This is a genomic window from Saccharopolyspora flava (assembly GCF_900116135.1).
In the GTDB taxonomy this organism is placed as follows: domain Bacteria; phylum Actinomycetota; class Actinomycetes; order Mycobacteriales; family Pseudonocardiaceae; genus Saccharopolyspora; species Saccharopolyspora flava.
Genome location: NZ_FOZX01000002.1, coordinates 287569 through 309115 on the forward strand (window position 1 = coordinate 287569; position 21547 = coordinate 309115).

Consider the following 21547-nt stretch of genomic DNA (forward strand, 5'->3'; position numbering starts at 1 on the left):
GAGAATTAATAACCATCATTCTCAGCAGGAGTCCCCAACCAGTCCGCTGCCGTGGAGAAAGGCCCGGCAAACCCATTCCCCGGCAACACCCCCCGAGCCTCCTTGGTCAACGCCAACACCTGAGCCTGCTGATACAGCGGCAAGGCGATCGCATCCCGCCACAGCACGGATTCGACGTTGGTGGAGGCCTGCTGGAAGGACATCTTCCCGCTGAGCGCGGCGTCGATGGTGGGCTGCAGGAGTTCGTCGCAGAACCCGGCGGCGTTGTAGGGCAGCGGCTGGTCGTCGGCGTCGACGCCGGGGCAGCCGTAGGAGGAGGCCATGGTGGCGGCGGGGTCGCCGCCCGCGGGGCGGGGCGCGACGGCCATGTCGACGGTGCCGGAGGTGCCTGCCTCGGCGGAGTGGGGGTCGGTGGCGAGCATGTCGCCGAAGAGCTGGTCACCGGTCGGTGTGACGACGGTGGCTTGGATGCCCTGGTCGCGGAGCTGCTGGGCGGCGGTCTCGGCGATCTTGATGTAGCCCTCGTGCTCGAAGGGGGCGGCGATGACCAGGTTGAGGGGGCGCCCGTCGCGGATCCAGGAGCCGCCGCTGCGCTGGTACCCGGCTTCGGTGAGCAGCCGCTGGACCTGCGCGGGGTCGGGTTTCTTGGGCAGCGCTCCGGCGGGTTCGGTGGGCGTGTAGCCGTGCTCGGAGGGCGCGAGGACTTGGGCGTGGGCCTGCAGCTGGTCGCCGGGGCCGCCTTCGGTGCCGGCTTCGATGAGGGCGGGGCGGTCGAGCGCGGCCATGACGGCTTGCCGGACCTTGGTGTCGGCGAGGGCCCGGCTGTCCTGGCGCAGCAGCATTTCCATGGTGGCGGGGCGCGGCACGGTCATGAGCTGCACTTGGTCGCCGAGGTCGCGCAGCGATTGGATGGTGCGCGCGTCGGGGCTGAACAGGGCGAGGTGGCTGTCGCCGCTGCGCAGCGCCTCGACCTGGCGGGGTTTGTCGAGGGCGCGCAGCACGATGCGGTCGGACTTGGCGGGCGGTCCCCAGTAGCGGTCGTTGCGCTCGAGGATGATCTCGCCGCGGTCGAGGTCGATCTGCCGGATGGCGAAGGGCCCGCCGGAAGCGGGGTAGCCGTCGTCGAGGACGGTGGCCCAGCCGCGCGGGGCGGAGCGCAGCAGGTGCGCGGGCAGCAGGTTGTTGAACAGGGTCTGCCATCCGGCGAAGGGTCTGCTGAAGGTGACGTCGACGGTCTTGCCGCCTTGCCGGGAGGCGACGTCGTCGATCAGCCGGTATCCGGCGGGGTCGGCGACGCCAGGCTGGGACCGGAGCTGTTCCCACAGGTAGACGAAGTCCTCGGCGGCGATGGGCGCGCCGTCGGACCAGCTGGCTTCGCGCTTGATGCGGTACCGGACGGTGAACTTCTCGGTGTCCGGGACGATCTCGGCGGAGTCCATGAGGTTGGTGTCGAGCTGCAGCGCGCCGTCGGCGCCGGGCCGGAACACCGAGGGCAGCATGAGGCCGGCGAGCGCGGAGCTGGTGGGCGACAGGTCGGCGAGGGTGTGCGGGTTGAACCCGCCTTCGAGCTCGTCGAGGCCGACGACGACCTCGATCGGCATGGGCTGTGCCGGGGTGCTGGTGCTGGGCGGGCTGGTGGTGGGGTTCGGCGCCACGAGCTGCGGCGGCGGTGCGTTGGTGCATCCGGCCACCAGGCTGAGCGACACCAGCGCGGGCACCACCAGCGGGGGAACCGTGCCACGTGTGCGGCGTCGACCCTGGGACACGCCGAACCTCCCCTCACATCGGCCGCCGGAGGATCACCCCGGGGCGGGCGCCCCGGCCCGGACGGCTGTCCGAACGCAGGACGCGCGAGAGCCCTCCATGGTTCCGCAAGCGTTCCGATGATCGTCACCGGGGTCGGACCGTCCGGCAACCGGCGAAGCCGGTTTCTCTGTCACCACCTGGGGCACTGGCACCGCCGGGGGTTCTGAGCGGTGCTGTGGCACGCGGGGTCCACAGCACCGCTCAGCAAGAGCTACAGCAGTGTCGACAGCCGTCAGCTGTTGTCGCGGGCCTTCTGGCGGGAGCGCTCGCGGCCTCGGGTGGTGCTGTCGAGGATGATCTTCCGGACGCGGATGGCCTCCGGACCGACCTCGACGCACTCGTCGCCGGAGCAGAACTCCAGCGCCTCCTCCAGGGAGAGGGTCCGCGGCTTGGCCAGCTTCTCCAGCTCATCGGCGGTCGAGGACCGCATGTTGGTGAGCTTCTTCTCCTTGGTGATGTTCACGTCGAGGTCCTCGGCGCGCGGGTTCTCGCCCACGACCATGCCCTCGTAGACCTCGCTGCCCGGCTGGACGAAGAACGAGCCGCGGTCGGCCAGCTGCAGCAGCGCGTAGTTGGTGGCCGGGCCGGAGCGGTCGGCGACCAACGAGCCGCTGTGCCGGGTGCGCAGCTCGCCCACCCACGGGAAGTAGCCCTCGAAGACGTGGTTGGCGATGCCGGTGCCGCGCGTCTCGGTGAGGAACTCGGTGCGGAACCCGATCAGGCCGCGCGAGGGGACCACGTAGATCAGCTTGATGCGGCCGGTGCCGTGCCCGTCCATGGTCTCCATGCGGCCCTTGCGGCCGGCCAGCAGCTGGGTGACGGCGCCGAGGTGCTCCTCGGGGGTGTCGATGGTGAGCCGCTCGAACGGCTCGCACAGCTTGCCGTCGATGGTCTTGGTGACCACCTGCGGCTTGCCGACGGTCAGCTCGAAGCCCTCGCGGCGCATGTTCTCGACCAGGATGGCCAGCGCCAGCTCACCGCGGCCCTGGACCTCCCAGGCGTCGGGCTTGTCGGTCGGCAGCACCTTCATGCTGACGTTGCCGATGAGCTCGGAGTCGAGGCGGGCCTTGACCTGCCGGGCGGTGATCTTGGAACCGCCGTTGCGGCCGGTCAGCGGCGAGGTGTTGACGCCGATGGTCATCGAGATCGCCGGGTCGTCGACGGTGATCCGCGGCAGCGGCCGGGGGTCGTCGGGGTCGGTGAGGGTGTCGCCGATGGTGATGTCCGGGACGCCCGCGATGGCCACCAGGTCACCCGCGGAGGCCTGCTCGGCGGGGACGCGGTCGAGGTTCTCGGTGATGAGCAGCTCGGTGAGCCGGACCTTCTCGACGCTGCCGTCCTCGCGGCACCAGCCGACGGTCTGGCCCTTGCGCATGGTGCCGGAGTGGATCCGGCACAGGCCGATGCGGCCCAGGAACGACGAGGCGTCGAGGTTGGTGACCAGGGCGCTCAGCGGCGAGTCGTAGTCGGCGACGGGCGCCGGGACGTGGTCGAGCAGCACCTTGAACAGCGAGTCCAGGTTCTCCTCGTCGGGCAGCTCGCCGTCGACGGGCTGCTCCATGGAGGCGCGGCCGGCGCGGGCGGAGGCGTAGACGACCGGCAGGTCGAGGATGGCCTCCATGTCGAGCTCGACCTCGCCGTCGAGCTCGCTGGCGAGCTCCAGCAGCAGGTCGTGGGCCTCCTCGACGACCTCGGCGCAGCGGGCGTCGGGGCGGTCGACCTTGTTGACGACGAGGATGACCGGCAGCTTCGCGGCCAGCGCCTTGCGCAGCACGAAGCGGGTCTGCGGCAGCGGGCCCTCGCTGGCGTCGACCAGCAGGGTCACGCCGTCGACCATCGACAGGGCGCGCTCGACCTCGCCGCCGAAGTCGGCGTGGCCGGGGGTGTCGACGACGTTGATGGTGACCGGGCCGTCCTCGGTCTCACGGCGGATGGCCGTGTTCTTGGCCAGGATCGTGATGCCCTTCTCACGCTCCAGGTCGTTGGAGTCCATGACGCGGTCGACGAGCTCGGCGCGTTCGGAGAAGGCCCCGGACTGGCGCAGCATCGCGTCGACCAGGGTGGTCTTGCCGTGGTCGACGTGCGCGACGATGGCTACGTTGCGCAGATCACTGCGCGTGGGGGCGGCGACGCTGGTGGCGGACACGCGGGTACTCCATGGCTCGGCGCGGAAAGGGCGCGGCGGTTCGTCGATGTGATGCACCGCTGGGCGATGGCACCGGATGCGGTTCTCCCGCATGGCGCCTGCGGAACTTCCAGACGCCGGCCGCGGCTCCACTGCGCCGCTGCTGCGGAGCTCATTTCGGGCGACACCCCGCTGCTTCCGGGGGCGCTACGTCGACACGCGGCCCCGTCCAGGGTAGTGCAAGCGCTTCCGGGACCGGCGAGCACGTGCTCAGCGCAACAACGAACAGTCGGCGAACATCAAGTTCGCGATCCGGGGTTAGGTTCACCTACGCTCGGCCGTGACGACCGACTCCGCGATGAAAGAAGCACCGTGGGCAAAGGCACCATCAAGGTCAAGAAGAAATGTTGCCACTCGCAACCACCGTGCAAGAGCTGCCCCATCGTGGCTCTGCGCAAACTGCTCAAGGATCAAAAAGCGGAAGAGGTCAAGAAAAAGCAGAAGAAGGCTCTGAAAGCGGGCAAGAAGAAGGACGCGAAATGACCTGGCCGCGGCGCCGGCGCCGCGGCGGGAACAGGCCTTCCGCTCAGCTCTGCGCGACGGTGGTCAGCGGGTCCGCGTAGGCCGCCAACTCCGGGATCGTGCGCAGCGCCTGGAACTCGATGACCTCGTACCGGACCAGTTTGTGCAGGGCGAACGGGTCGGTCGCCAGGATCGCGTCCAGCTTGCCGCGGGACATCGCCCTGGCGATGATCACCGCCCCGTTGCGGGGGTGCCGGTGACCGGCGGCGATGAAGTCGCCTGCGTCGTAATGCTGGGTGACCCATTCGTAGTGATCTACCAGTTGGGCGTCGATTTCCGATTGGGGCGCGGTGTATTGCAGCAGCACTACAAACATTCTTTCAATGTAACTCCGCGAGCCCGTCGCTGCCGATCACATTGACGTGTTCTTATCGCGCGGAACAAGATCAAGAATCCGAAAAACGGACGCCCCGGCACGCACCCCCCGAATCCCCTCACTCACCCGGAGCAACCACCCCGAAGCCCACCCCATTCCACGCGACCGACGCCACCACCCCGTCCGCATCGATCAACCGCGCCACCGCGGACGGGTACAACGCACCTGGGCTTCACCACTGCGGCGGCAACACCTCGGCAGGGGACAGTTTTTCCTCGAATCACCCATGATCAATATCCGTTTTGTCCGGTCAATTCGAGGAAAAACTGTCCCCTGCCGCGGTGCACCTCACCGCAGCAGCTCGCGGAGGTGGTGCAGCAGCACCCGGTCGGTGTCGAGCCAGTCGAGGGCGGGGAGGTCAGCGGCGGTGAGCCAGCGCACCTCGCGGTGCTCCACCGCGCGCGGCACCTGCCCGGCGTCCACGAGCTCGGCGGTGTGGATGCGCAGCAGCATCCCGTTGTCCAGCGGGACGTCGGTGCCGAGGCGCCCGGTGGGCCGCACCTCGACGTCGAGCTCCTCGCGGCACTCGCGGACCACCGCGTCGGACTCGGTCTCGCCGGGCTCCACCCGGCCGCCCGGCAGCTCCCAGCGGCCCGCGTGCGCGGCCGGGTAGCCGCGCTGCTGGGCCAGCAACCGCCCCTCGTGTACCAGGGCCGTGCCCACCACGACCGGCCTGCTCGCCCAGGACTCGGCGAGCTCGCGCACCGCGCGGACCCGGGCCGCCAGCACGTCGAGCACCAGCTTCCGGCCCAGGACGACGTCGCCGACGCGGCCCAGCGGCCCGAGCGGCGTCGTCCACCGCACCGAGTCGGTGAGCAGCGTGCGCGGCCCGACCTGCGCCAGGACGGTGTCGTGCTCCAGCCGCCGCAGCGGCCCGCCCACCAGCACCGAGCTCAGCCGGTCGGCGTCGGCCCGCACGATCCGGGTGGTCAGGGAGAGCCCGGCGAGCCGGAACGCCAGCTCGTCACCGGGCACCAGCAGCGAATCGGCGCGGGTCAGCGCCTCGCCCCGGATGCCGAGCGCGGCCAGGCCCGCCTCGGCGGTGCGGGTGTGCCGCAGCGCGGCCCCCACGGTGGCCAGTGGTGCCTCGATCAGACCGGTGTTGCGCAGAACCGCCACGCCGGTGAATCTTGCCCGACGTCAGGGAGCGGCGGGCCAGCGGACCTCGATGCGCGCCCCGCCCTCCGGCGACTCGGCCGCCCGCGCGGTGCCGCCGCGCCTGGTCACGGCCTCGGCGGCCAGCGCGAGCCCGAGCCCGGCGCCACCGCTGGTGCGCGCCCGGTCCTCCTCCACCCGGTAGAAGCGGTCGAACACGCGCGCCCGGTGCTCGACGGGGATGCCGGGCCCGTCGTCGTCGACGACCAGCCGCACCCCCATGCCCGGCTCGGCCTGCACCGACGCCCGCACCAGCGCGCGGGAGTAGCGCAGCGCGTTGCCGATGATGTTCTCCAGCACGCTCGACACCTCGGCGGGCGCGGCGAGCACCAGCACCGGCCGGTCCGGCACGTCGAGCTGCACCTCCTCGCCCAGCCGCTCGGCCACGGCCCGCACGGCCGCGGCCAGGTCCACCGGCTGGGTCGGCTCGGCTTCCCGCTCCGCCCGGGCGAGCGCCAGCAGGCTCTCCACCAGCGTGGACAGCCGCTGCGCTTCGAGGGCGATGTCCTGCAGCGTTTCGTGCGCGATCTCCGGGTCGGGGTGCACGACCGCGACCTCGGCCTGGGCGCGGATGGAGGCGACCGGGTTGCGCAGCTCGTGCGCGGCGTCGCCGGTGAAGCGCCGCAGCCGCTCGGTGTCGGCGTCGCGGCGGGCCAGCATCGTGTTGAGCTCCTCGGCCAGCGCCCGGATCTCGTCGGCGGCCTCGGGCACCGGCAGCCGCTCCCCCTCCGGCAGCACGGCGGCGGCGCTGCGGATCCGGTCGACCGGGCGCAGCGAGCGGTGCACGACGATCCAGGTCGCGAAGCCGACCAGGGCCGCGGCCAGCACCGATCCGAAGCTGAGCAGCTTGCCGGTGCGCCCGGCGGTGTCGGCGAAGCCGACGAGGCGGGACTCGGCGGCCACCAGCAGGTGGCGCCCGGCGGGGTCGGTGACCGGGACGCCGCGCCAGCGGTGCAGCTCGGCGGGCGCCTCGAAGTCCAGCACCCCGGTCCCCGCGCTGAGCTCGATGATCTGCCACTCGCTGAGGCTCGGGCCGGGCAGGCCGTCCACCGGCTTCCCGGTCCGGTCCTCCAGCACGCGCACGTCGGGCCTGCCGACGACGGGCGCACCGGCGGCGACCTGGTCGGCGGTCCCGGCGGCGATCCGCTTGAGGTCGGCGTCGACGGAGTCGATCAGCAGCCAGCTGACGATGCCCGCCCCCGCGTGCGCGACGACGCCGAGCCCGATCAGCGCGACGGCCGCGGCCACGACGCTGGTGCGGAACTGGATGGTGCGGCGCTGCCACCAGACGCGCAGCCGGCCGATCATGCGTCGACGCAGACTCTGTAGCCCTGACCGCGCACGGTCTGCACGACCTCGCCCGCGCCCACGGCCGACAGCTTCCGCCGCAGGTAGCCGACGTAGACCTCGACGACGTTGCGGGTGACGAACTGCTCCTCGCCCCACACCATGCGCAGCAGGTCGTCCTTGGGCACCACCGACTCGGGGTGGCTGGCCAGGGCGACGAGCAGCCCGAACTCGCGCGGCGAGAGGGTCACGGGCTGACCGTCCCAGTGCACCTCGCGGCTGGTGCGGTCGATCTCCAGCGCCCCGACCCGCAGGCAGGCCTGCTGACCGGCGTGGTCGCGGCGGCGCAGCATCGCCCGCACCTGGGCGACGAGCACCAGGAACGAGAAGGGCTTGACGAGGTAGCCGTCGGCGCCGAGGTCGAGACCGTCGGCCTGGTCGACCTCGCCGCTCTTGGCGGAGATGAGCAGCACGGGCGTGGTCACGTCCTGCTCGCGCATCTTCTCCAGCACCCGGTAGCCGGACATGCCGGGCAGCATCACGTCGAGCAGCACGACGTCGAACGCCCCGGTGGTGGCCAAGCGCAGCGCTTCGGGCCCGTCGGCGGCGACGCTGACCTCCATGCCCTCCGCGGTCAGGCCGCGGCGCAGGGCGGTCCGCACTCCCGGCTCGTCGTCGACAACCAGAACCCGAGGCAACATGGTCACCAGGATGCCGACCTCGACCCGGCCGGGGCATCAGGTCTCAGGGGCTTCTCACAGTGATCCGCCGGATTCTCAGCCCGATCTCAGACTGACCAGTCGATCCGGCCGGTCTCGGGCACCATGTGGTCATGACCGAACTGCTCACCGACGCGCAGATCTCCGAGGCCCTGGAGCACCTGCCGGAATGGCACCGGGACGGCGACAAGATCGTCCGCGAGGTGGAATTCCCCGGGTTCCCGCAGGCCATCCAGGCCGTCACGCGCATCGCGGAGATCGCCGAGAACGAGAACCACCACCCCGACATCGACATCCGCTACAAGACGGTGACGTTCATGCTCTCCACCCACTACAAGGGCGGCATCACCGGCAACGACACATCGCTGGCCCAGGAGATCGACGCGGTCGTGGAGCAGTTCGCCTAGGGACCGCCGCTTCGCTCAGCCGTCCTCGATGAGGTCGGCGACCTCGAAGGCGCAGCCCCACGAGAGCCCGACGCCGCAGCCGGCGTGGCCGTAGTCGTGGATGATGCGGGCGCCTTCGTAGTCCTCGGCGCACAGGCGCACCGAGTCGCGGCCGGGTCGCAGTCCGACGGTCTCCTCCAGGACCTCGACGTCGGCCAGGCGCGGTTCGAGCCGGGCGGCGCGGCGCAGGATGCCGTCGCTGATGTCGGGTCGCGGCGTCCGCCGCCAGTCGTGGTCCAGGGAGATGCCGCCGAGCACCAGCCGGTCCCCGTGCGGCATCCACGAGGTGAACTCGCCGCCGTCGCTGAGCTCGATGAAGTACTCGTCGATGCCAGGGTTGCGCACCACGACGTGCTGCCCGAGCAGCGGGTGCACGCCGGGATCGCCGACGAGTTCGTGCGCGCCGACTCCGGTGCAGTTCACCACGACGTCGGATTCGGCGGCGGCGTCGGCCAGCGACTGCACCGGGCTCAGCCGGATCTCGCCGCCCGCCGCCCGGAACCGCTCCAGCAGGTGGTCGAGGTAGCGGGGCATGTCGATCAGCGGCACGGTTCCCCGGTAGCCCCAGACGAAGCCGTCGGGGAGGTCCTGCTCGCCGCATCGCCGCAGGTCGGGGATGAGCTTGGTCTCCGGCGGGACGACGTCGCCGAGGTCGAACCGCGCCGCCATCCGGCCCGAGGCCAGGTGCACGCCGGAGTTCTCGTCGCGCGCGAGCCCGGTGAACTCGGCGTGCGACAGGGTCGCCCAGTACAGGACCCGTTCCGGGGGTTTGAGCCGCGCCGGACCCCACATCGCCCCGGCCACGGCGGACGTCGTCTCGCGCGGCCGCTCGGCGGTGCGGATCAGCACATCGCGGCCTGCTTCGGCGAGCACGACACCGCAGGTCAGGCCGTGCACACCCGCGCCGATGACGAGTACCGGGCTCACCCGTCCGACGCTAGCAGTCCCGGGGCCGCGCGGACCCCGGGAAATCGCGGGTTCACCCGGCCGCCCGGTCGGTCGTCATCCGTCATTCGTAGTCGCGGAGCACGTCGGCCAGTTCGATCAGCGCGTCGGCCAGCCTGTGCCGCTCGGCTCGGGAGACCTCGCCCCGCGGCAGCCGGAACGCCACCCGGTCGAGCTCCCACTGCGCTTCCCGCAGCACCACGGCGAACTTCGCCGATCGGCACATCGGCCTGCCGATCCTCCGGTCTCCGTCGATCATCACCCTCACCCGCCCCAACATCGGAAGTACCACAATGTTGCAGGTCAGAAGGGCTGTCCCGGCAGCGTTGAAGAACGCCTCCGAGCTGAGTAGACCTACCCCACCACACCCCACAATTCCGCCGAGCCCGAACGGCGCACAACACGTTCCACACGGCTCAGACGATCGCTGCGTCGGCTACGCGCAGGCGGAAGACTATCGTCGATGATACTTACATCGATGAAAGTATCATCGATGATACTAATCCTGGCCGCTTCGGCGAAGGCCCTGGTCGGTGAGGGTTTCGGCGAGGAGCCGGAGGGCTTTGGGGCCGAAGCCGTGGAGGGCGAGGAGGTCTTCGTCCGACCACGTGGCGGCTTGGGCGAGGGTCGTGATGCCCGCGCCGTGCAGAGCTCGCGTCGCGGGGCGGCCGATCGAGGCGGGCAGGTCCGAGTCCGCCGGCTCTTCCCGCTCGCGGACGAGGCTCTTCGGCGCGCGGCAGCGCCAGGCGAGGTGGATCAGCTCGTTGAGGTCCTTGCCGTTGATGTCGGCCAGCGGCACCGCGATCCCGAACGGCTTGCCCGCCCGCGCCAACCGCTCCCCCGGCACTTTCGCCAGGAACCGCTCGGCGTCGTCATCGCCGACCCACGCCTGCACCACACCGTCCCCGGTCAACGAGGCGAATCCCTTGCCCCGCACGGAGAACGACACCATCCCGAAGTGAGTCCCCTCCTCCACCCCGGGCAACCCCAAGGCCGCTTTCCGCAGCTGCTTCTCCGACGTCATCGCGCCTCCCGTTCCCCCGTGGTCCGCGCAGTATTCATGAAAACTGCGCACCCCCACGAGACCGAAGCCCCAACCGAAACTCCCCACCAACCCCATGACCAGGTGAAACCTCACCTCGTGCACGGGGTGGGGGAAGTTTTCATGAAAACTTCCCCCACCTCAACGCGACGGGGCCTTGAGCCCGATCCGGTGTCCATCGGGGTCGAGGACGATGGCGAAGCGCTGCCCCCAGGGCATGTCGGTGGGGTCCTTGATCACGGGTGCGCCGAGGTCGGCGACCGTCGCGTCGAGGACGTCAGCGGAGTCGAGTTCGAGATCCACCTGAGGCCCGCCGGGTGACGGCTGCGGGGCCGACTCGTCCCACCACGCCGCGAAGCCCGTCGAGTGCAGCACGATCGTGATGCCCGCGTTGGTCGAGACCCAGGCCTCGGCCGGCCCCTCCCCGCGCCTGTTGCGGGCCTGGAAGACGACGCCGAGGCGTTCGTAGAACTCCCGGCTGCGCTCCAGGTCCGCGACCACGAGGTTGACCTGCACCGCGGCGACCACGGCCATCACCCTGCCACAACGTCGCGAGTGGCGTTCAGATCAGCGCGGTGACGTCGGGTTCGGGGCCGGTGGGGATGGTTCCGGTGACCGTGAAGGTCGTGAGGTCGAGGATGGCGACGGTGTTGACGTCCAGGAGGGTGACGAACGCCGTCGGTTCCGAGGGGTGGAACGAGATCCCGGCGGGCGTGCCGTCGAACCCGACGGAGCGCTGTTCGCCGAGGTCGGGGCCGTAGCGGGTGACTCGGCGGTGGTCGATGTCGGTGGTCAGCAGATCCCCGTCGCCCGGGATCACGTAGACCCGCAGGGGGTCACCCGGCACGGTCACGCGGTTGCGCTCGCGCAGGCTTCGGGCGTCGAGCTCGACGAGCGCCTTGTCCTCGCGGGCGCCCACGTAGAGCACGCGCTCGTCCTCGCTCAGCGCGCAGCTCTCCGGCAGCCGGCCCGGCGTGGCGACCACCGGTTCGACCGAGGCGTCGTGCGGGTCGAGGAGGCTGACGGTGTGCGACAGCAGTCCCGTGACGTAGGCGCGGGAGCCGTCTTGCGTCGTGACCACCATGTGCGTCTTGATCCCGCCGGTGTCCACGGCCGCGGACGGCGCTTCGGCGCCGGCCGGGTCGTCGATCTCCAGCAGGACCGCCTTCTCCTCGCTGAGCACGTAGAGGCGGTCCCGGTCGTCGATCGCGATGCCGTGCAGCCGGTTGAACGGGCTCAGGTCGATCGTGCGCACCAAGCGGCGCTCGGCGAGGTCGACGACGAACACGCTCGAACCGCCCGCGCCCGCGTCACCGGACATCCGCACCCCGTAGTGCCCGATGTAGGCGTGCCGGCGGGCGCTGTCCACGACCATCTCGTGCGGGTACTCGCCGAGCGGAACCCTGCTCAGCAGCTCCCCGGTCGCCACGTCGTGGAACGCGACCGCGTGCCCGCTCTTCTCCACCACCAGCAGCGTCCCGGTAGTCCCGCCGCTCGCCGCGCTCGCGGGAACGGTCAGGTTCGCTCCCACTCCGGCGGCCAGCAGCCCGCCCCCCATCGCGCGCAGCACAGTCCGTCGTGTCGTCACCGTCGAATTCACCCTTCCGGTGCCGAAAGTCCCCCATGTCCGTTCTGATCAACACTATGAGCAACCCGGAACAGGATCAATCGCCTTCCACTTCCGGAAACCGACGCCTGACGAAGTGCAAGGCTTAATCTCGGCGCATGAGTTGGGAGAGCCGTGCCGATCGCGTGGACCACGAGTCACCGGAGTACGTCTGGCAGCAGATCGCGGACGACCTCCGCGCGGACATCGAGTCCGGCGCGCTCTCGCCCGGGTCCCGGCTCCCCAGCGGCCCCGAGCTCGGGGAGATCTACGGCGTCGCACGCCTGACTGCGATCAAAGCGGTGAACTCGCTCCGCGAGGAAGGCCTGCTCAAGGTGCTCTCGGGCAAAGGCACCTTCGTCACACGATCGATGCGCTAGCTCGGACACGCTTTCGAGTGGCGTTCCCGATTTCCGTTGAAATCGGAGCAGCGCAGTACAAGACAGTTGTTCGCATGTGGGAGAGCCGGGCTGGGCGGATTGAGAAGGACGGGCCGGTGACCGTCTGGCAGCAGATCACCGACGACTTGCGGGCCGACATCGAGTCCGGCGAGCTCGCGGCGCGCAGCCGCCTCCCCTCCGGGACCGAGCTCGCGGAGATCTACCAGGTGGCGACGGTGACCGCGGTGAAGGCGGTCAAGGCGCTCGAAGCCGATGGGCTCGTGATTCGAACGCAGGGACGGGGTTCGTTCGTCCGCAAGTAGCCCCCAACGGTTTGACCAGTGTTGTGGGCGCTGGTCTCGCATACTCGCTGGGTGGCTTGGCGACGGCGAAGGCGACTCTCCCTGCTGGGGCGCATCTACGCGCTCGCCGCAGCCCTGATCGTCGTCTCCGCCGTGATCACCGGTGGCACGTTCGCGCTGCGCCAGCGGGTCGAGGACTCGACGACGTACCTGATCACCCGCGTCGTACCGGCGCAGAACGACACCGCCAGCCTGATCACCGCCTACGCCCAGCAGGAGAGCCGGGTGCGGGCGTTCCTGCTGACCGACGACCGCTCGTTCATCCACGCCTACGAGGCCGACCAGGCCAGCGCCGCCGACATCGAGGCCCGGCTGCGCCGGCTGCTGGCCGACGACACCGCCGTTCAGGAACTGCTGGGCCAGGTCATCAAGGCGGCGGAGACGTGGCGGGACCAGTCGGTGAACCCGCTGCTCAACCGGGGCGCCGGGCCCGGCCCGTCCGACCTGTCGCAGACCGAGCAGCGCGCCGAGGAGCAGCTGGCCAACGAGCTGCGGGACCGGCTCAACGAGCTGCACGCGCGGGTCGACGAGCTCGCCCGGTCCGAGGAGAACCGAGCCGCTGCGGCGCGCGCCGCGGCGAACTGGCTCACGTTGGCGCTGGTCATGGCCGGTCTCATCGCCTCGGCGGGCGCGATCCTCACCCTGCACCTCTCGCTGAGACGGCCGCTGCGGACGCTCCTGTCGCACGTCAACGAGGTGTCGCAGGGCAACCTCGACCGCCCGGTCGAGGAGGACGGGCCGTCGGAGCTGGCGACGGTGGCCCGTGCCGTGGAGTCGATGCGCAGGCGCATCCTCGGCGAGACCCGGCACATCGCGCGGATGCAGGAGGAGCTCGCTCGGCACGAGAAGGCCGAGCGGCACCGCGCGGAGCAGGACTACGCGACCGTGGTCGACGCGCTCGACGAGGGCGTGATCGTGGTCGGGCCCCAGCACGTCATCGAGTCCGCCAACCCCGCCGCCCAGCGCATCCTGGGCGTGCCCGGGCCGGAGATCGTGGGCACGCGGCTCACGTCCTGGCGCATGTTCGACGAGCACGGCGAGAAGCTGCAACCGCAGGACCGCGACCCGCTGCAGGTGACCTCCGAGGTGCTCCGCCTCGAGCGCAAGGACGGCCGCAGCGTGTGGCTGGCGGTCACCTCGCGCGCGCTGACCAACGCGGAGGACGTGCCCACCAAGACGGTCATGTCGTTCACCGACATCACCGACCAGCGCGCCGTCCAGAACCGGCTGGAGCACGAGGCCACGCACGATCCGCTGACCGGTCTGGCGAACCGCACCCTGGTGCTCCGGCACCTGGAGCAGGCGCGCCGCCGCGGGCGGCCGACGGCCGTGCTGTTCCTCGACCTGGACAACTTCAAGCTCATCAACGACTCCCTCGGGCACGGCGTCGGCGACGACGTGCTGCGGCACGTCGGGCTGCAGCTGGTGCGCTCCACTCCCCCGGACGACCTGGTGGGGCGGCTCGGCGGCGACGAGTTCGTGGTCCTGGCCCACGACCCCGGCGACCGCGAGGACCTGGGCGAGCGCTGCGCCCGGCTGCTCGACAGCGTGGCCGAACCGCTGCGCACGCAGGGCAGGCTGCTGCACGTCGCGGGCAGCATCGGCGTCGTCGTGTTCGGCCCGGGCGACGACCGCACCGGCCAGGACCTGCTCCGCGACGCCGACGTGGCCATGTACCAGGCGAAATCCCGGGGCGGCGGCTGCCACGCGTTCTTCGACGTGGGGTTGCGCAAGCGGGTGCAGCGGCACATGGACCTGGAGCAGGACCTCCGCCACGCGGCCCGGCTCGACCAGCTGTGGGTGGCCTACCAGCCGGTGGCGGAGCTGAGCACCGGCCGCACGGTGGCGGTGGAGGGGCTGCTGCGGTGGCAGCACCCGGTCCACGGCGCGGTCTCCCCGGGCGAGTTCATCCCGGTCGCCGAGGAGACCGATCTGATCAACCGCATCGGCGCGCACATGCTGCGCACCGCGACCGGCCAGATCGGCGCCGAGCGGCCCGGTCTCGACGTGGTGCTCAACGCGAACCTGTCACCGCGCCAGCTCGACGACCCCGGCCTGCACGCGCTGGTCCAGGGCACCCTGACCGACTCGGCCCTGCCCGCGGGCGACCTGTGCCTGGAGGTCACCGAGGAGGCCATCATGCGCGATCCGACGGCAGCGGCCCGCGTCCTCAACAGCCTTCGCGAGCTGGGCATTTCCCTGGCGATCGACGATTTCGGCACCGGCTACTCGTCGCTGGCGCAGCTGCGCAGGCTCCCGCTGGACATCCTCAAGATCGACCGCTCGTTCATCACCGACCTGCCCGAGTCCGGCGAGCTGCGGGTCATCGTCTCCAGCATCATCACGATGGCCCACGCGATCGGTCTCGCCGTCGTCGCCGAAGGCGTCGAGACCGCCCAGCAGCTCGACCTGCTCCGCGACATCGGCTGCGACCACGCCCAGGGCTACTACCTGAGCAAACCGGTCCCGCTCGACGAACTCCTGACCTCCGGCCTCACCTGAGCGGTCAGAGCAGACCGACCGCCAGCGCGAGCACGCCCAGGAGCGGCACGACGCCCTGCTTGACGGCCGCACCCGCCTTGCCGGGGCTCGACAGGATCAGCACGAGCGCGGCCGCGACCATCGACCCGGCACCGGTGAAGACCAGCGTCGCCCCGACCGCGATGTTCCCGCTCGCGCAGAGAGCGGTCCCGACGAACACCGCGATGGCCAGGAAGAGGTTGTAGAAGCCCTGGTTGAAGGCGAGTTCCCGCGTCGCCTCGGCCTCCTCGGCGGTGCCGGTGCCGAAGACCGCCCGCGCCCGCTCACCCGTCCACGCGATCGACTCCAGGTAGAAGATGAACACGTGCACGACCGCGGCGACGCACGCGAGGACGAGCCCTACGACAACCACGCGATTCCCTCCAGGTGATCACGCGAAACCCGGGCCCGTCGGCCCAGCGCTCTCCCAGTGCCTTCCCCCAGATCATCGCCCGACACCACCACCACGGCGAACCGAACCACCCCGCCAGCTTCCTATGAGCACTGGACTGACCACATCGGCCAGTTATGGCTAGCACACTGACCACAAGGAAGGCCGGGAACGAGAGAACCCCGGACGCCACAAGGCGGCGTGTGGAGCTCAGTTGCGGACGAGGCGCTTCGTGTAGCCGCGTTCGACCAGGCGGTTGTAGGCGTCGTGGACATCGCTCGGAACGTTCTGCGGGATGGCGAAGCCGCGTTCGGCGTAGAGGGTGATCCGCTGAGTGTCTCCGACGAGCATGTTGATCACGCGATCGACGTCGCCGATGGAGCGCACGTACTCGTCGAGCGGGGTTCGCTGGGAGCTGCAGACGATGTCGACTTCCGGCCAGATCTTCCGCGCCGTCGCGAAGGCCCTGCGCTGCTGGTAGGGCCGGGAGACGAGCAGCAGGCTTTCGACCTCGATCTTCCGCTCCGCCAGGAGCCCGCGGGTGAACTCGATGTTCTCGGCGGTGTTGGTCGCCCGCGGTTCCACGAGGATCGCCTCGTCCGGCACACCCAGCTCAAGCGCGCGCTCGCGGTAGTGGACGGCCTCACCACGTGGGAACCGCTCGACGGTGGTCGGGGCATGGGCACCCGTGAACACCACGCGCGGCAGCCATCCCTGCCCGTACAGCTCCGCAGCGTGGTCGGCCACGCCCAGATCGTGACTCCCCAGCCCCACCCCCACATCGCATCGTCGGAGTTCGTGGTGCAGATCGTGGTAGTCCCACAAGGCCTGCACATCGGCCCGGAACTCGTCGGGGATGCCGGCTGTCGGCGCGTTCATCGCACAGCCCTCGAAGTCGCTCACTCCGGGATCTTGCCGCCCGGTTCGCGTCAGTGCCGAACCAGGGTGCGCCCGTCGTGAGACGATCAACGCCATGACGACGCCAGTCCAGCGGTGGGAAGCCGATGTCGCCGATCTTTGGGCGCGTTTCGACTCCCTCGATCGTGACGACGGCGTGGCGGCCATGCGCGCGCTGGCGGCGGCCTGCCCAGCCACCGACGGACGAGCCGCTTTCGAACTCGCCGGCATGTACGACTCGATGGGCTTCGAAGCCGAAGCCGGCAAGGAGTACGAGCGCGCACTCGAACTCGGCCTCGACGAGGCCCGGCACGCGCGACTGGCCGTCCAGTACGGATCGACCTTGCGCAACCTCGGCCGCCTCGACGAGGCGATCGCCGTCCTGGAAGCCGCACCGACGCACGAGTCGACCGGCTCGGCTCCTCGTCTCGTCCTGGCCCTGGCCCTGCACAGCGCCGGACGCAAGGACGAGGCCCTCCGGGTCGCCATCGAAGCGCAGATCGATGCGCTACCGCGATACCAGCGCTCCATGCGGAACTACGCCGCCGCACTCACACGTTGAGCCGAGGCTCCACCACGTTCCGCAGCCGAACAACCTTTTAACGAGCTATGTCCACAGGCCGCCGCGCTCCTGCCAACCTTCCGGCACGCCCATGTGGGAGATCGGGACGAACCGCACCGTGGGAAAGCTCCTCAGCACCGAAGACAGAAGCTTGCTCCGCCCGACACCCAAGCGATCCGCGAGGAACTGCACGAGCGTGAGTTGCCCGAAGGTCCGAGTCCAATCGGTGCCGACGGCGTCGAGGTCCGGATGCACGCCGACCTTCGGGAGCTTCGGAGTGATCGTATGGACCCGGTTGAATAGACGACCATGGTGGGCGCAGGTGTTCCGGATGATGTTGAGTGCTTTGAGCCAGCTCAACAGCTGCGGAGCAGAGAGCCCGCGCTCGCCTGCGACGGCGTCCTGCACGGGGCGAGGGGAGAAGCCGTAGAGGTACGTGAGGCTGCCCCAATCAAGCAGTTCGACGGCCGCCCACACAGGCAGTCGTCCGCCGTACTTCTTCGTGTGGTGAGCGACGAAATCCTCGCGAGACTGACGGAGTTCGCGCTCGTAGCGCACAAGCCAGTTCGCGTAGTGCGGTCCCTTGCGCGCTGTGGGCCCGAGTTTCGTCGGATCCAGGTGCACGGTGGAGTCGATTCGCCCGAGCTCGTGACCGAGGTGCGCGCGGACGGCGAGCTCGACCGGCGTGAGGGCCGCGAAGGTCGCGGAGCGCAGTCGTTCGTCGAACTCGTAGAGCGCGACAACATCGTCGAACCGGGTCCCGTCGTAGAACTCATCGCGTCGGCCCGATTCGGTGAGCACCCGGAACGGGTACCAATATCCGCTGAGGCGATAGTAGTTCACACGCCGTAATGCCTGCTCAGCCCGTACGACGTCGCCGATCTCCATGCCACGTGAAGCCAGGATGGCGACCTGCTCGGCGTAGGTCTTGTACTCCTTGACGTCGCCGGTCACCATCACCACCTGGAGAAAAAATGAAGACCGGCCCTGGACCTACCGAAGTAGGCGGAACCGGTCGTAGTGAGTTCATTCTCGCACGTGCCGACCCCGGTGGACAACGTGGCGTCACGCAAGTCGCAAGACATGCTCCAGGTTGCCGCCGCCGCGCTCACACGTTGAAGCGGAACTCGACGACGTCTCCGTCGGTCATGATGTAGTCCTTGCCCTCCATGCGGACCTTGCCGGCGGACTTGGCTTCGGCCATGGAGCCCGCGGCCATGAGGTCGTCGTAGGAGACGACCTCGGCCTTGATGAAGCCGCGCTCGAAGTCGGTGTGGATGACGCCCGCGGCCTGCGGGGCGGTGGCGCCCTGCGGGATCGTCCAGGCGCGCGCTTCCTTCGGGCCCGCCGTCAGGTAGGTCTGCAGGCCCAGGGTGTGGAAGCCGGCGCGGGCCAGGGCGTTGAGGCCCGGCTCGTCCTGGCCGATGGTCTCCAGCAGCTCGCGCTGGGACTCCTCGTCGAGCTCCTTGAGCTCGGCCTCCACCTTGGCGTCCAGGAACACCGCGTCGGCCGGGGCCACCAGGTCGCGCAGCTCCTTCTGCTTGGACTCCTCGGCCAGCACGCCCTCGTCCGCGTTGAACACGTACAGGAACGGCTTGGTCGTGAGCAGGTTGAGCTCGCGCAGGTCCGGGTCGTCCTTGCCGATCCCGGCGGCGAACAGCGTCTTGCCGTCCTCCAGGATCGTCTGGGCCTTCTTCACGGCCTCCAGCGCGGGGCGCTTGTCCTTGTTGGTCCGGGCTTCCTTCTCCAGCCGCGGCAGCGCCTTCTCCAAGGTCTGCAGGTCGGCGAGGATCAGCTCGGTGTTGATCGTCTCGATGTCGCCCGACGGGTCCACGCGACCGTCGACGTGCACCACGTCCGGGTCGTCGAAGACGCGGATGACCTGGCAGATCGCGTCCGCCTCGCGGATGTTGGCGAGGAACTTGTTGCCCAGGCCCTGCCCCTCGGAAGCACCCTTGACCAGGCCCGCGATGTCGACGAACGACACCGTGGCGGGCACCGTCTTCGCCGAGCCGAACACCTCGGCGAGCTTGTCCAGCCGGACGTCCGGCAGCGGCACCACGCCGACGTTGGGCTCGATGGTGGCGAACGGGTAGTTCGCCGCGAGCGCGTCGTTGCTGGTCAGCGCGTTGAACAGGGTGGACTTGCCGACGTTGGGCAGACCGACGATTCCGAGGGTGAGACTCACGCCTGGGGAGTCTAGGCGTTCCTCCCCGAGACCATCGGGCCCGGTCGCCCCCGCCATGTCCGATTCCCGCCAGTACCGGCTCCCCGGGCCTGGGAACATCGAGGTCGTGCTGGTGGGAACAGAGGAAGCGCTCAGGGCCGTGGCCGCGCGCGACGCGCGGTTCGACGGCACCTTCATCCACGCCGTGCGCTCGACCGGCATCTACTGCCGACCGTCCTGCCCGGCGCGCACGCCCAAGCGCGACAACAGCGAGTTCTACCCGACGGCCGCCGCCGCGCAGGCCGCCGGATACCGCGCCTGCCGCCGCTGCCTGCCCGACGCCGTGCCCGGCTCCCCCGAGTGGGACCTGCGGGCCGACCTCGCCGGACGGGCCATGCGGCTGATCGGCGACGGCCTCGTCGACCGCTGCGGGGTGCGGGGCCTCGCCGACGCGCTCGGCTACTCCGAACGACACCTGACCAGGGTGCTCACCGCCGAGCTCGGCGCCGGGCCGCTCGGGCTGGCGCGGGCCAACCGGGCGCACTCGGCGCGGGTGCTCATCGAGACCACCGACCTCCCGTTCAGCGACATCGCCTTCGCCGCCGGGTTCGCCAGCCTGCGGCAGTTCAACGACACGATCCGGGAGATCTTCGGCCGCACCCCTACCGACCTGCGCGGACAGCGGCGCGGCACGCCCGGCGGTGCCGGGACGGTGCCGCTGCGGCTGCCGTTCCGCACGCCCTGCGACACCGACGGCGTGCTGCGGTTCCTGCGGCGGCGGGCGCTGGGCGGCGTCGAGGAGTGCCGCGACGGCTCCTACGCGCGGTCGCTGCGACTCCCGCACGGCACCGCCGTGGCGACGCTGCGACCTGCGGAAACGCACTTCTCGTGCACGCTGCGGCTCAGCGATCTGCGGGACCTCGGCAGCGCGGTCGCCCGGCTGCGGCGGTTGCTCGACCTCGACGCCGACCCGGTCGCGGTCGGCGAGGTCCTCGGCGCCGACCCGCTGCTGCGGGGCGCGGTCGCGCGCTCCCCCGGCGTTCGGGTGCCGGGAGCCGTGGACGGGCTGGAGATCGCGGTGCGGGCGGTGCTCGGGCAGCAGGTCTCGGTCGCCTCCGCCCGGGCGACCGCCGAACGGCTCGTCGGTGAGCTCGGCGACGAGCTCACCCATCCCGAAGGCGGGGTGACCAGGCTGTTCCCCACGGCCGAAGCGCTCGCCGAGCACGCGGTCCCGGGGCCGCGGCGGCGGGCCGAGACGGTGCGGGACCTGGCGGTCGCGGTCGCCGAGGGCCGGCTCGCGCTGCACCCCGGGCGCGACGAGGCCGAGCTGCGCTCCGACCTGGAACGCCTCCGCGGCGTCGGCCCGTGGACCTCGGGGTACGTGGCGATGCGGGTGCTCGGGGCGCCCGATGTGCTGCTTTCCGACGATTTCGCCCTGAGGCGAGGTGCGGGACTGCTAGGAATCCCCGAAGAACCCACCGCTCTGCACGCGCACGCCCAGCGCTGGAGCCCGTGGCGCTCCTACGCCGGAGTGCTGCTGTGGGAGACCGCGAGCAGCGGGCCGCCTGGGGGCCCGACGGCATGACGCGGCAGAAGTCCTTCGCACACTGGGAGAAATCATGATCAAGTGGTCCACTGTGGATACTCCGGCGGGCCCGTTCTGCGCGGTGGTCGACGCCGACGGCGTCGTGCTCGCCTCCGGCTGGACGGCCTACACCGACGACCTGCTGCCGCAGGTGGCGCCGTCGCTGATGTTCGAAACCCTCGTGGAGGCACCCGATCTCGGTCCGGTCACCCGGGCCGTCACGGCCTACCACGAGGGCGATCTGGAGGCGATCGACGACATCCCGGTCAACCAGAGCTCCGGCCCGTACCTGCAGCACGCGTGGAAGGTGCTGCGCACCGTCGCGCCCGGGAAGCTCACCAGCTACGCCGAATTCGCCTCGCTCACCGGCAAACCCCGCGCGGTCCGCGCCGCCGCCTCGGCGTGCTCGCGCAACGCGGTCGCCCTGTTCGTGCCCTGCCACCGCATCGTCCGCAGCGACGGCTCGGTCGGCGAGTTCCGCTGGGGCCCCGACCGCAAGAAGTGGCTCCTCCACCACGAACGCACCCACTCCTGACCCCACCCGCGTCGAAAACCCCGGTTTTCATCGCGCGAAAACCGGGGTTTTCGACCTGG

Annotated in this window: 23 protein-coding genes; 8 read left to right on the forward strand and 15 right to left on the reverse strand. The window is 70.3% G+C overall.

Translation table 11 applies throughout. The features are described from left to right. Nucleotides 1-5 precede the first annotated feature (5 nt). Both BM424_RS08220 and typA read right to left on the reverse strand, forming a co-directional pair. Nucleotides 6-1766 carry an ABC transporter family substrate-binding protein gene (locus BM424_RS08220; RefSeq protein ID WP_245775708.1) on the reverse strand — a complete coding sequence of 587 codons (1761 nt, stop codon included), beginning with the start codon at nt 1764-1766 and terminating at the stop codon, nt 6-8. A 272-nt stretch (nt 1767-2038) separates the two neighbouring features. Continuing rightward, nucleotides 2039-3952 (reverse strand): translational GTPase TypA, encoded by a 1914-nt coding sequence (typA, locus tag BM424_RS08225; RefSeq protein ID WP_245775709.1) that lies wholly within the window; start codon nt 3950-3952, stop codon nt 2039-2041. 351 nt (nt 3953-4303) lie between these two features. Here typA and BM424_RS28755 point away from each other — a divergent pair, with 351 nt between their 5' ends. Then, complete coding sequence (locus BM424_RS28755) at nt 4304-4474, forward strand: hypothetical protein (RefSeq protein WP_175547985.1); 171 nt, start codon at nt 4304-4306, stop codon at nt 4472-4474. A gap of 43 nt (nt 4475-4517) precedes the next feature. Here the strand turns inward: BM424_RS28755 and BM424_RS08230 are convergent, their stop codons facing one another. From BM424_RS08230 to BM424_RS08245, 4 genes are all read right to left on the reverse strand, one after another. Then, entirely contained in the window at nt 4518-4829 is a 312-nt protein-coding gene (locus BM424_RS08230; protein WP_093415082.1) for a YciI family protein, read from the reverse strand. Between the two features lie 348 nt (nt 4830-5177). Next, nucleotides 5178-6008 (reverse strand): NUDIX domain-containing protein, encoded by an 831-nt coding sequence (locus tag BM424_RS29805; RefSeq protein ID WP_342742601.1) that lies wholly within the window; start codon nt 6006-6008, stop codon nt 5178-5180. 21 nt (nt 6009-6029) lie between these two features. After that, the gene (locus BM424_RS08240) at nt 6030-7352 is read right to left on the reverse strand and encodes a sensor histidine kinase (protein WP_093415083.1); all 1323 of its coding nucleotides are present in this window, start codon (nt 7350-7352) and stop codon (nt 6030-6032) included. Then, nucleotides 7349-8032: a response regulator transcription factor gene (locus BM424_RS08245; RefSeq protein ID WP_093415705.1), complete on the reverse strand. Its 684-nt coding sequence runs from the start codon at nt 8030-8032 to the stop codon at nt 7349-7351. The genes BM424_RS08240 and BM424_RS08245 overlap by 4 nt, the downstream gene beginning before the upstream one ends. A gap of 131 nt (nt 8033-8163) precedes the next feature. Between BM424_RS08245 and BM424_RS08250 the strand changes: the two genes are divergently transcribed. Next, complete coding sequence (locus BM424_RS08250; protein WP_093415707.1) at nt 8164-8457, forward strand: 4a-hydroxytetrahydrobiopterin dehydratase; 294 nt, start codon at nt 8164-8166, stop codon at nt 8455-8457. Nucleotides 8458-8472: 15 nt separating this feature from the next. Here BM424_RS08250 and BM424_RS08255 read toward each other — a convergent pair whose 3' ends face one another. From BM424_RS08255 to BM424_RS08270, 5 genes are all read right to left on the reverse strand, one after another. After that, a complete protein-coding gene (locus BM424_RS08255) occupies nt 8473-9423 on the reverse strand; it encodes an FAD-dependent oxidoreductase (protein ID WP_093415085.1) in 951 nt (316 codons plus the stop codon). Between the two features lie 82 nt (nt 9424-9505). Then, entirely contained in the window at nt 9506-9700 is a 195-nt protein-coding gene (locus tag BM424_RS28355) for a hypothetical protein (protein ID WP_139274027.1), read from the reverse strand. Nucleotides 9701-9940: 240 nt separating this feature from the next. Next, nucleotides 9941-10465: an MmcQ/YjbR family DNA-binding protein gene (locus BM424_RS08260; protein ID WP_093415708.1), complete on the reverse strand. Its 525-nt coding sequence runs from the start codon at nt 10463-10465 to the stop codon at nt 9941-9943. Between the two features lie 159 nt (nt 10466-10624). Beyond that, entirely contained in the window at nt 10625-11017 is a 393-nt protein-coding gene (locus tag BM424_RS08265; protein WP_093415086.1) for a VOC family protein, read from the reverse strand. A gap of 28 nt (nt 11018-11045) precedes the next feature. Continuing rightward, a complete protein-coding gene (locus tag BM424_RS08270; protein WP_093415088.1) occupies nt 11046-12071 on the reverse strand; it encodes a YncE family protein in 1026 nt (341 codons plus the stop codon). Nucleotides 12072-12208: 137 nt separating this feature from the next. Here BM424_RS08270 and BM424_RS08275 point away from each other — a divergent pair, with 137 nt between their 5' ends. The 3 genes from BM424_RS08275 (at nt 12209) to BM424_RS08285 (ending at nt 15333) form a co-directional block, all read left to right on the forward strand. After that, entirely contained in the window at nt 12209-12469 is a 261-nt protein-coding gene (locus BM424_RS08275) for a GntR family transcriptional regulator (protein ID WP_093415089.1), read from the forward strand. Between the two features lie 116 nt (nt 12470-12585). Further along, on the forward strand, nt 12586-12792 hold the full coding sequence (locus BM424_RS08280) for a GntR family transcriptional regulator (RefSeq protein ID WP_175547986.1): 207 nt from the start codon (nt 12586-12588) through the stop codon (nt 12790-12792). Nucleotides 12793-12843: 51 nt separating this feature from the next. Further along, nucleotides 12844-15333, forward strand: coding sequence for an EAL domain-containing protein (locus tag BM424_RS08285; protein ID WP_175547987.1), 2490 nt, complete (start codon nt 12844-12846; stop codon nt 15331-15333). Nucleotides 15334-15337: 4 nt separating this feature from the next. On the opposite strand, the gene BM424_RS08290 is transcribed toward BM424_RS08285, so the two are convergent. Further along, nucleotides 15338-15724: a DUF1304 domain-containing protein gene (locus BM424_RS08290; RefSeq protein WP_093415093.1), complete on the reverse strand. Its 387-nt coding sequence runs from the start codon at nt 15722-15724 to the stop codon at nt 15338-15340. A 228-nt stretch (nt 15725-15952) separates the two neighbouring features. Beyond that, the gene (locus BM424_RS08295; RefSeq protein ID WP_093415095.1) at nt 15953-16621 is read right to left on the reverse strand and encodes a YdcF family protein; all 669 of its coding nucleotides are present in this window, start codon (nt 16619-16621) and stop codon (nt 15953-15955) included. A 94-nt stretch (nt 16622-16715) separates the two neighbouring features. Here BM424_RS08295 and BM424_RS08300 point away from each other — a divergent pair, with 94 nt between their 5' ends. Continuing rightward, nucleotides 16716-17201 (forward strand): tetratricopeptide repeat protein, encoded by a 486-nt coding sequence (locus BM424_RS08300; RefSeq protein ID WP_093415096.1) that lies wholly within the window; start codon nt 16716-16718, stop codon nt 17199-17201. Between the two features lie 45 nt (nt 17202-17246). Here BM424_RS08300 and BM424_RS08305 read toward each other — a convergent pair whose 3' ends face one another. Together BM424_RS08305 and ychF are read right to left on the reverse strand one after the other, a co-directional pair. Beyond that, a complete protein-coding gene (locus BM424_RS08305; protein WP_217649651.1) occupies nt 17247-18155 on the reverse strand; it encodes an Abi family protein in 909 nt (302 codons plus the stop codon). A 154-nt stretch (nt 18156-18309) separates the two neighbouring features. Further along, on the reverse strand, nt 18310-19389 hold the full coding sequence (gene ychF / locus BM424_RS08310; protein WP_093415099.1) for a redox-regulated ATPase YchF: 1080 nt from the start codon (nt 19387-19389) through the stop codon (nt 18310-18312). A gap of 55 nt (nt 19390-19444) precedes the next feature. Between ychF and BM424_RS08315 the strand changes: the two genes are divergently transcribed. Further along, nucleotides 19445-20953: a DNA-3-methyladenine glycosylase 2 gene (locus BM424_RS08315; RefSeq protein ID WP_093415101.1), complete on the forward strand. Its 1509-nt coding sequence runs from the start codon at nt 19445-19447 to the stop codon at nt 20951-20953. A gap of 34 nt (nt 20954-20987) precedes the next feature. Then, nucleotides 20988-21488 (forward strand): methylated-DNA--[protein]-cysteine S-methyltransferase, encoded by a 501-nt coding sequence (locus BM424_RS08320; RefSeq protein WP_093415102.1) that lies wholly within the window; start codon nt 20988-20990, stop codon nt 21486-21488. The last annotated feature ends 59 nt before the right edge of the window (nt 21489-21547 follow it).

What these genes read in the sequence shown, in the direction of transcription:
- BM424_RS08230 (WP_093415082.1), bottom strand. Translation starts at nt 4,829, where the DNA reads ATGTTTGTAGTGCTGCTGCAATACACCGCGCCCCAATCGGAAATCGAC.
- BM424_RS08240 (WP_093415083.1), bottom strand. Translation starts at nt 7,352, where the DNA reads ATGATCGGCCGGCTGCGCGTCTGGTGGCAGCGCCGCACCATCCAGTTC.
- BM424_RS08245 (WP_093415705.1), bottom strand. Translation starts at nt 8,032, where the DNA reads ATGTTGCCTCGGGTTCTGGTTGTCGACGACGAGCCGGGAGTGCGGACC.
- BM424_RS08250 (WP_093415707.1), top strand. Translation starts at nt 8,164, where the DNA reads ATGACCGAACTGCTCACCGACGCGCAGATCTCCGAGGCCCTGGAGCAC.
- BM424_RS28355 (WP_139274027.1), bottom strand. Translation starts at nt 9,700, where the DNA reads ATGATCGACGGAGACCGGAGGATCGGCAGGCCGATGTGCCGATCGGCG.
- BM424_RS08260 (WP_093415708.1), bottom strand. Translation starts at nt 10,465, where the DNA reads ATGACGTCGGAGAAGCAGCTGCGGAAAGCGGCCTTGGGGTTGCCCGGG.
- BM424_RS08265 (WP_093415086.1), bottom strand. Translation starts at nt 11,017, where the DNA reads ATGGCCGTGGTCGCCGCGGTGCAGGTCAACCTCGTGGTCGCGGACCTG.
- BM424_RS08275 (WP_093415089.1), top strand. Translation starts at nt 12,209, where the DNA reads ATGAGTTGGGAGAGCCGTGCCGATCGCGTGGACCACGAGTCACCGGAG.
- BM424_RS08295 (WP_093415095.1), bottom strand. Translation starts at nt 16,621, where the DNA reads ATGAACGCGCCGACAGCCGGCATCCCCGACGAGTTCCGGGCCGATGTG.
- BM424_RS08300 (WP_093415096.1), top strand. Translation starts at nt 16,716, where the DNA reads ATGACGACGCCAGTCCAGCGGTGGGAAGCCGATGTCGCCGATCTTTGG.
- BM424_RS08315 (WP_093415101.1), top strand. Translation starts at nt 19,445, where the DNA reads ATGTCCGATTCCCGCCAGTACCGGCTCCCCGGGCCTGGGAACATCGAG.
- BM424_RS08320 (WP_093415102.1), top strand. Translation starts at nt 20,988, where the DNA reads ATGATCAAGTGGTCCACTGTGGATACTCCGGCGGGCCCGTTCTGCGCG.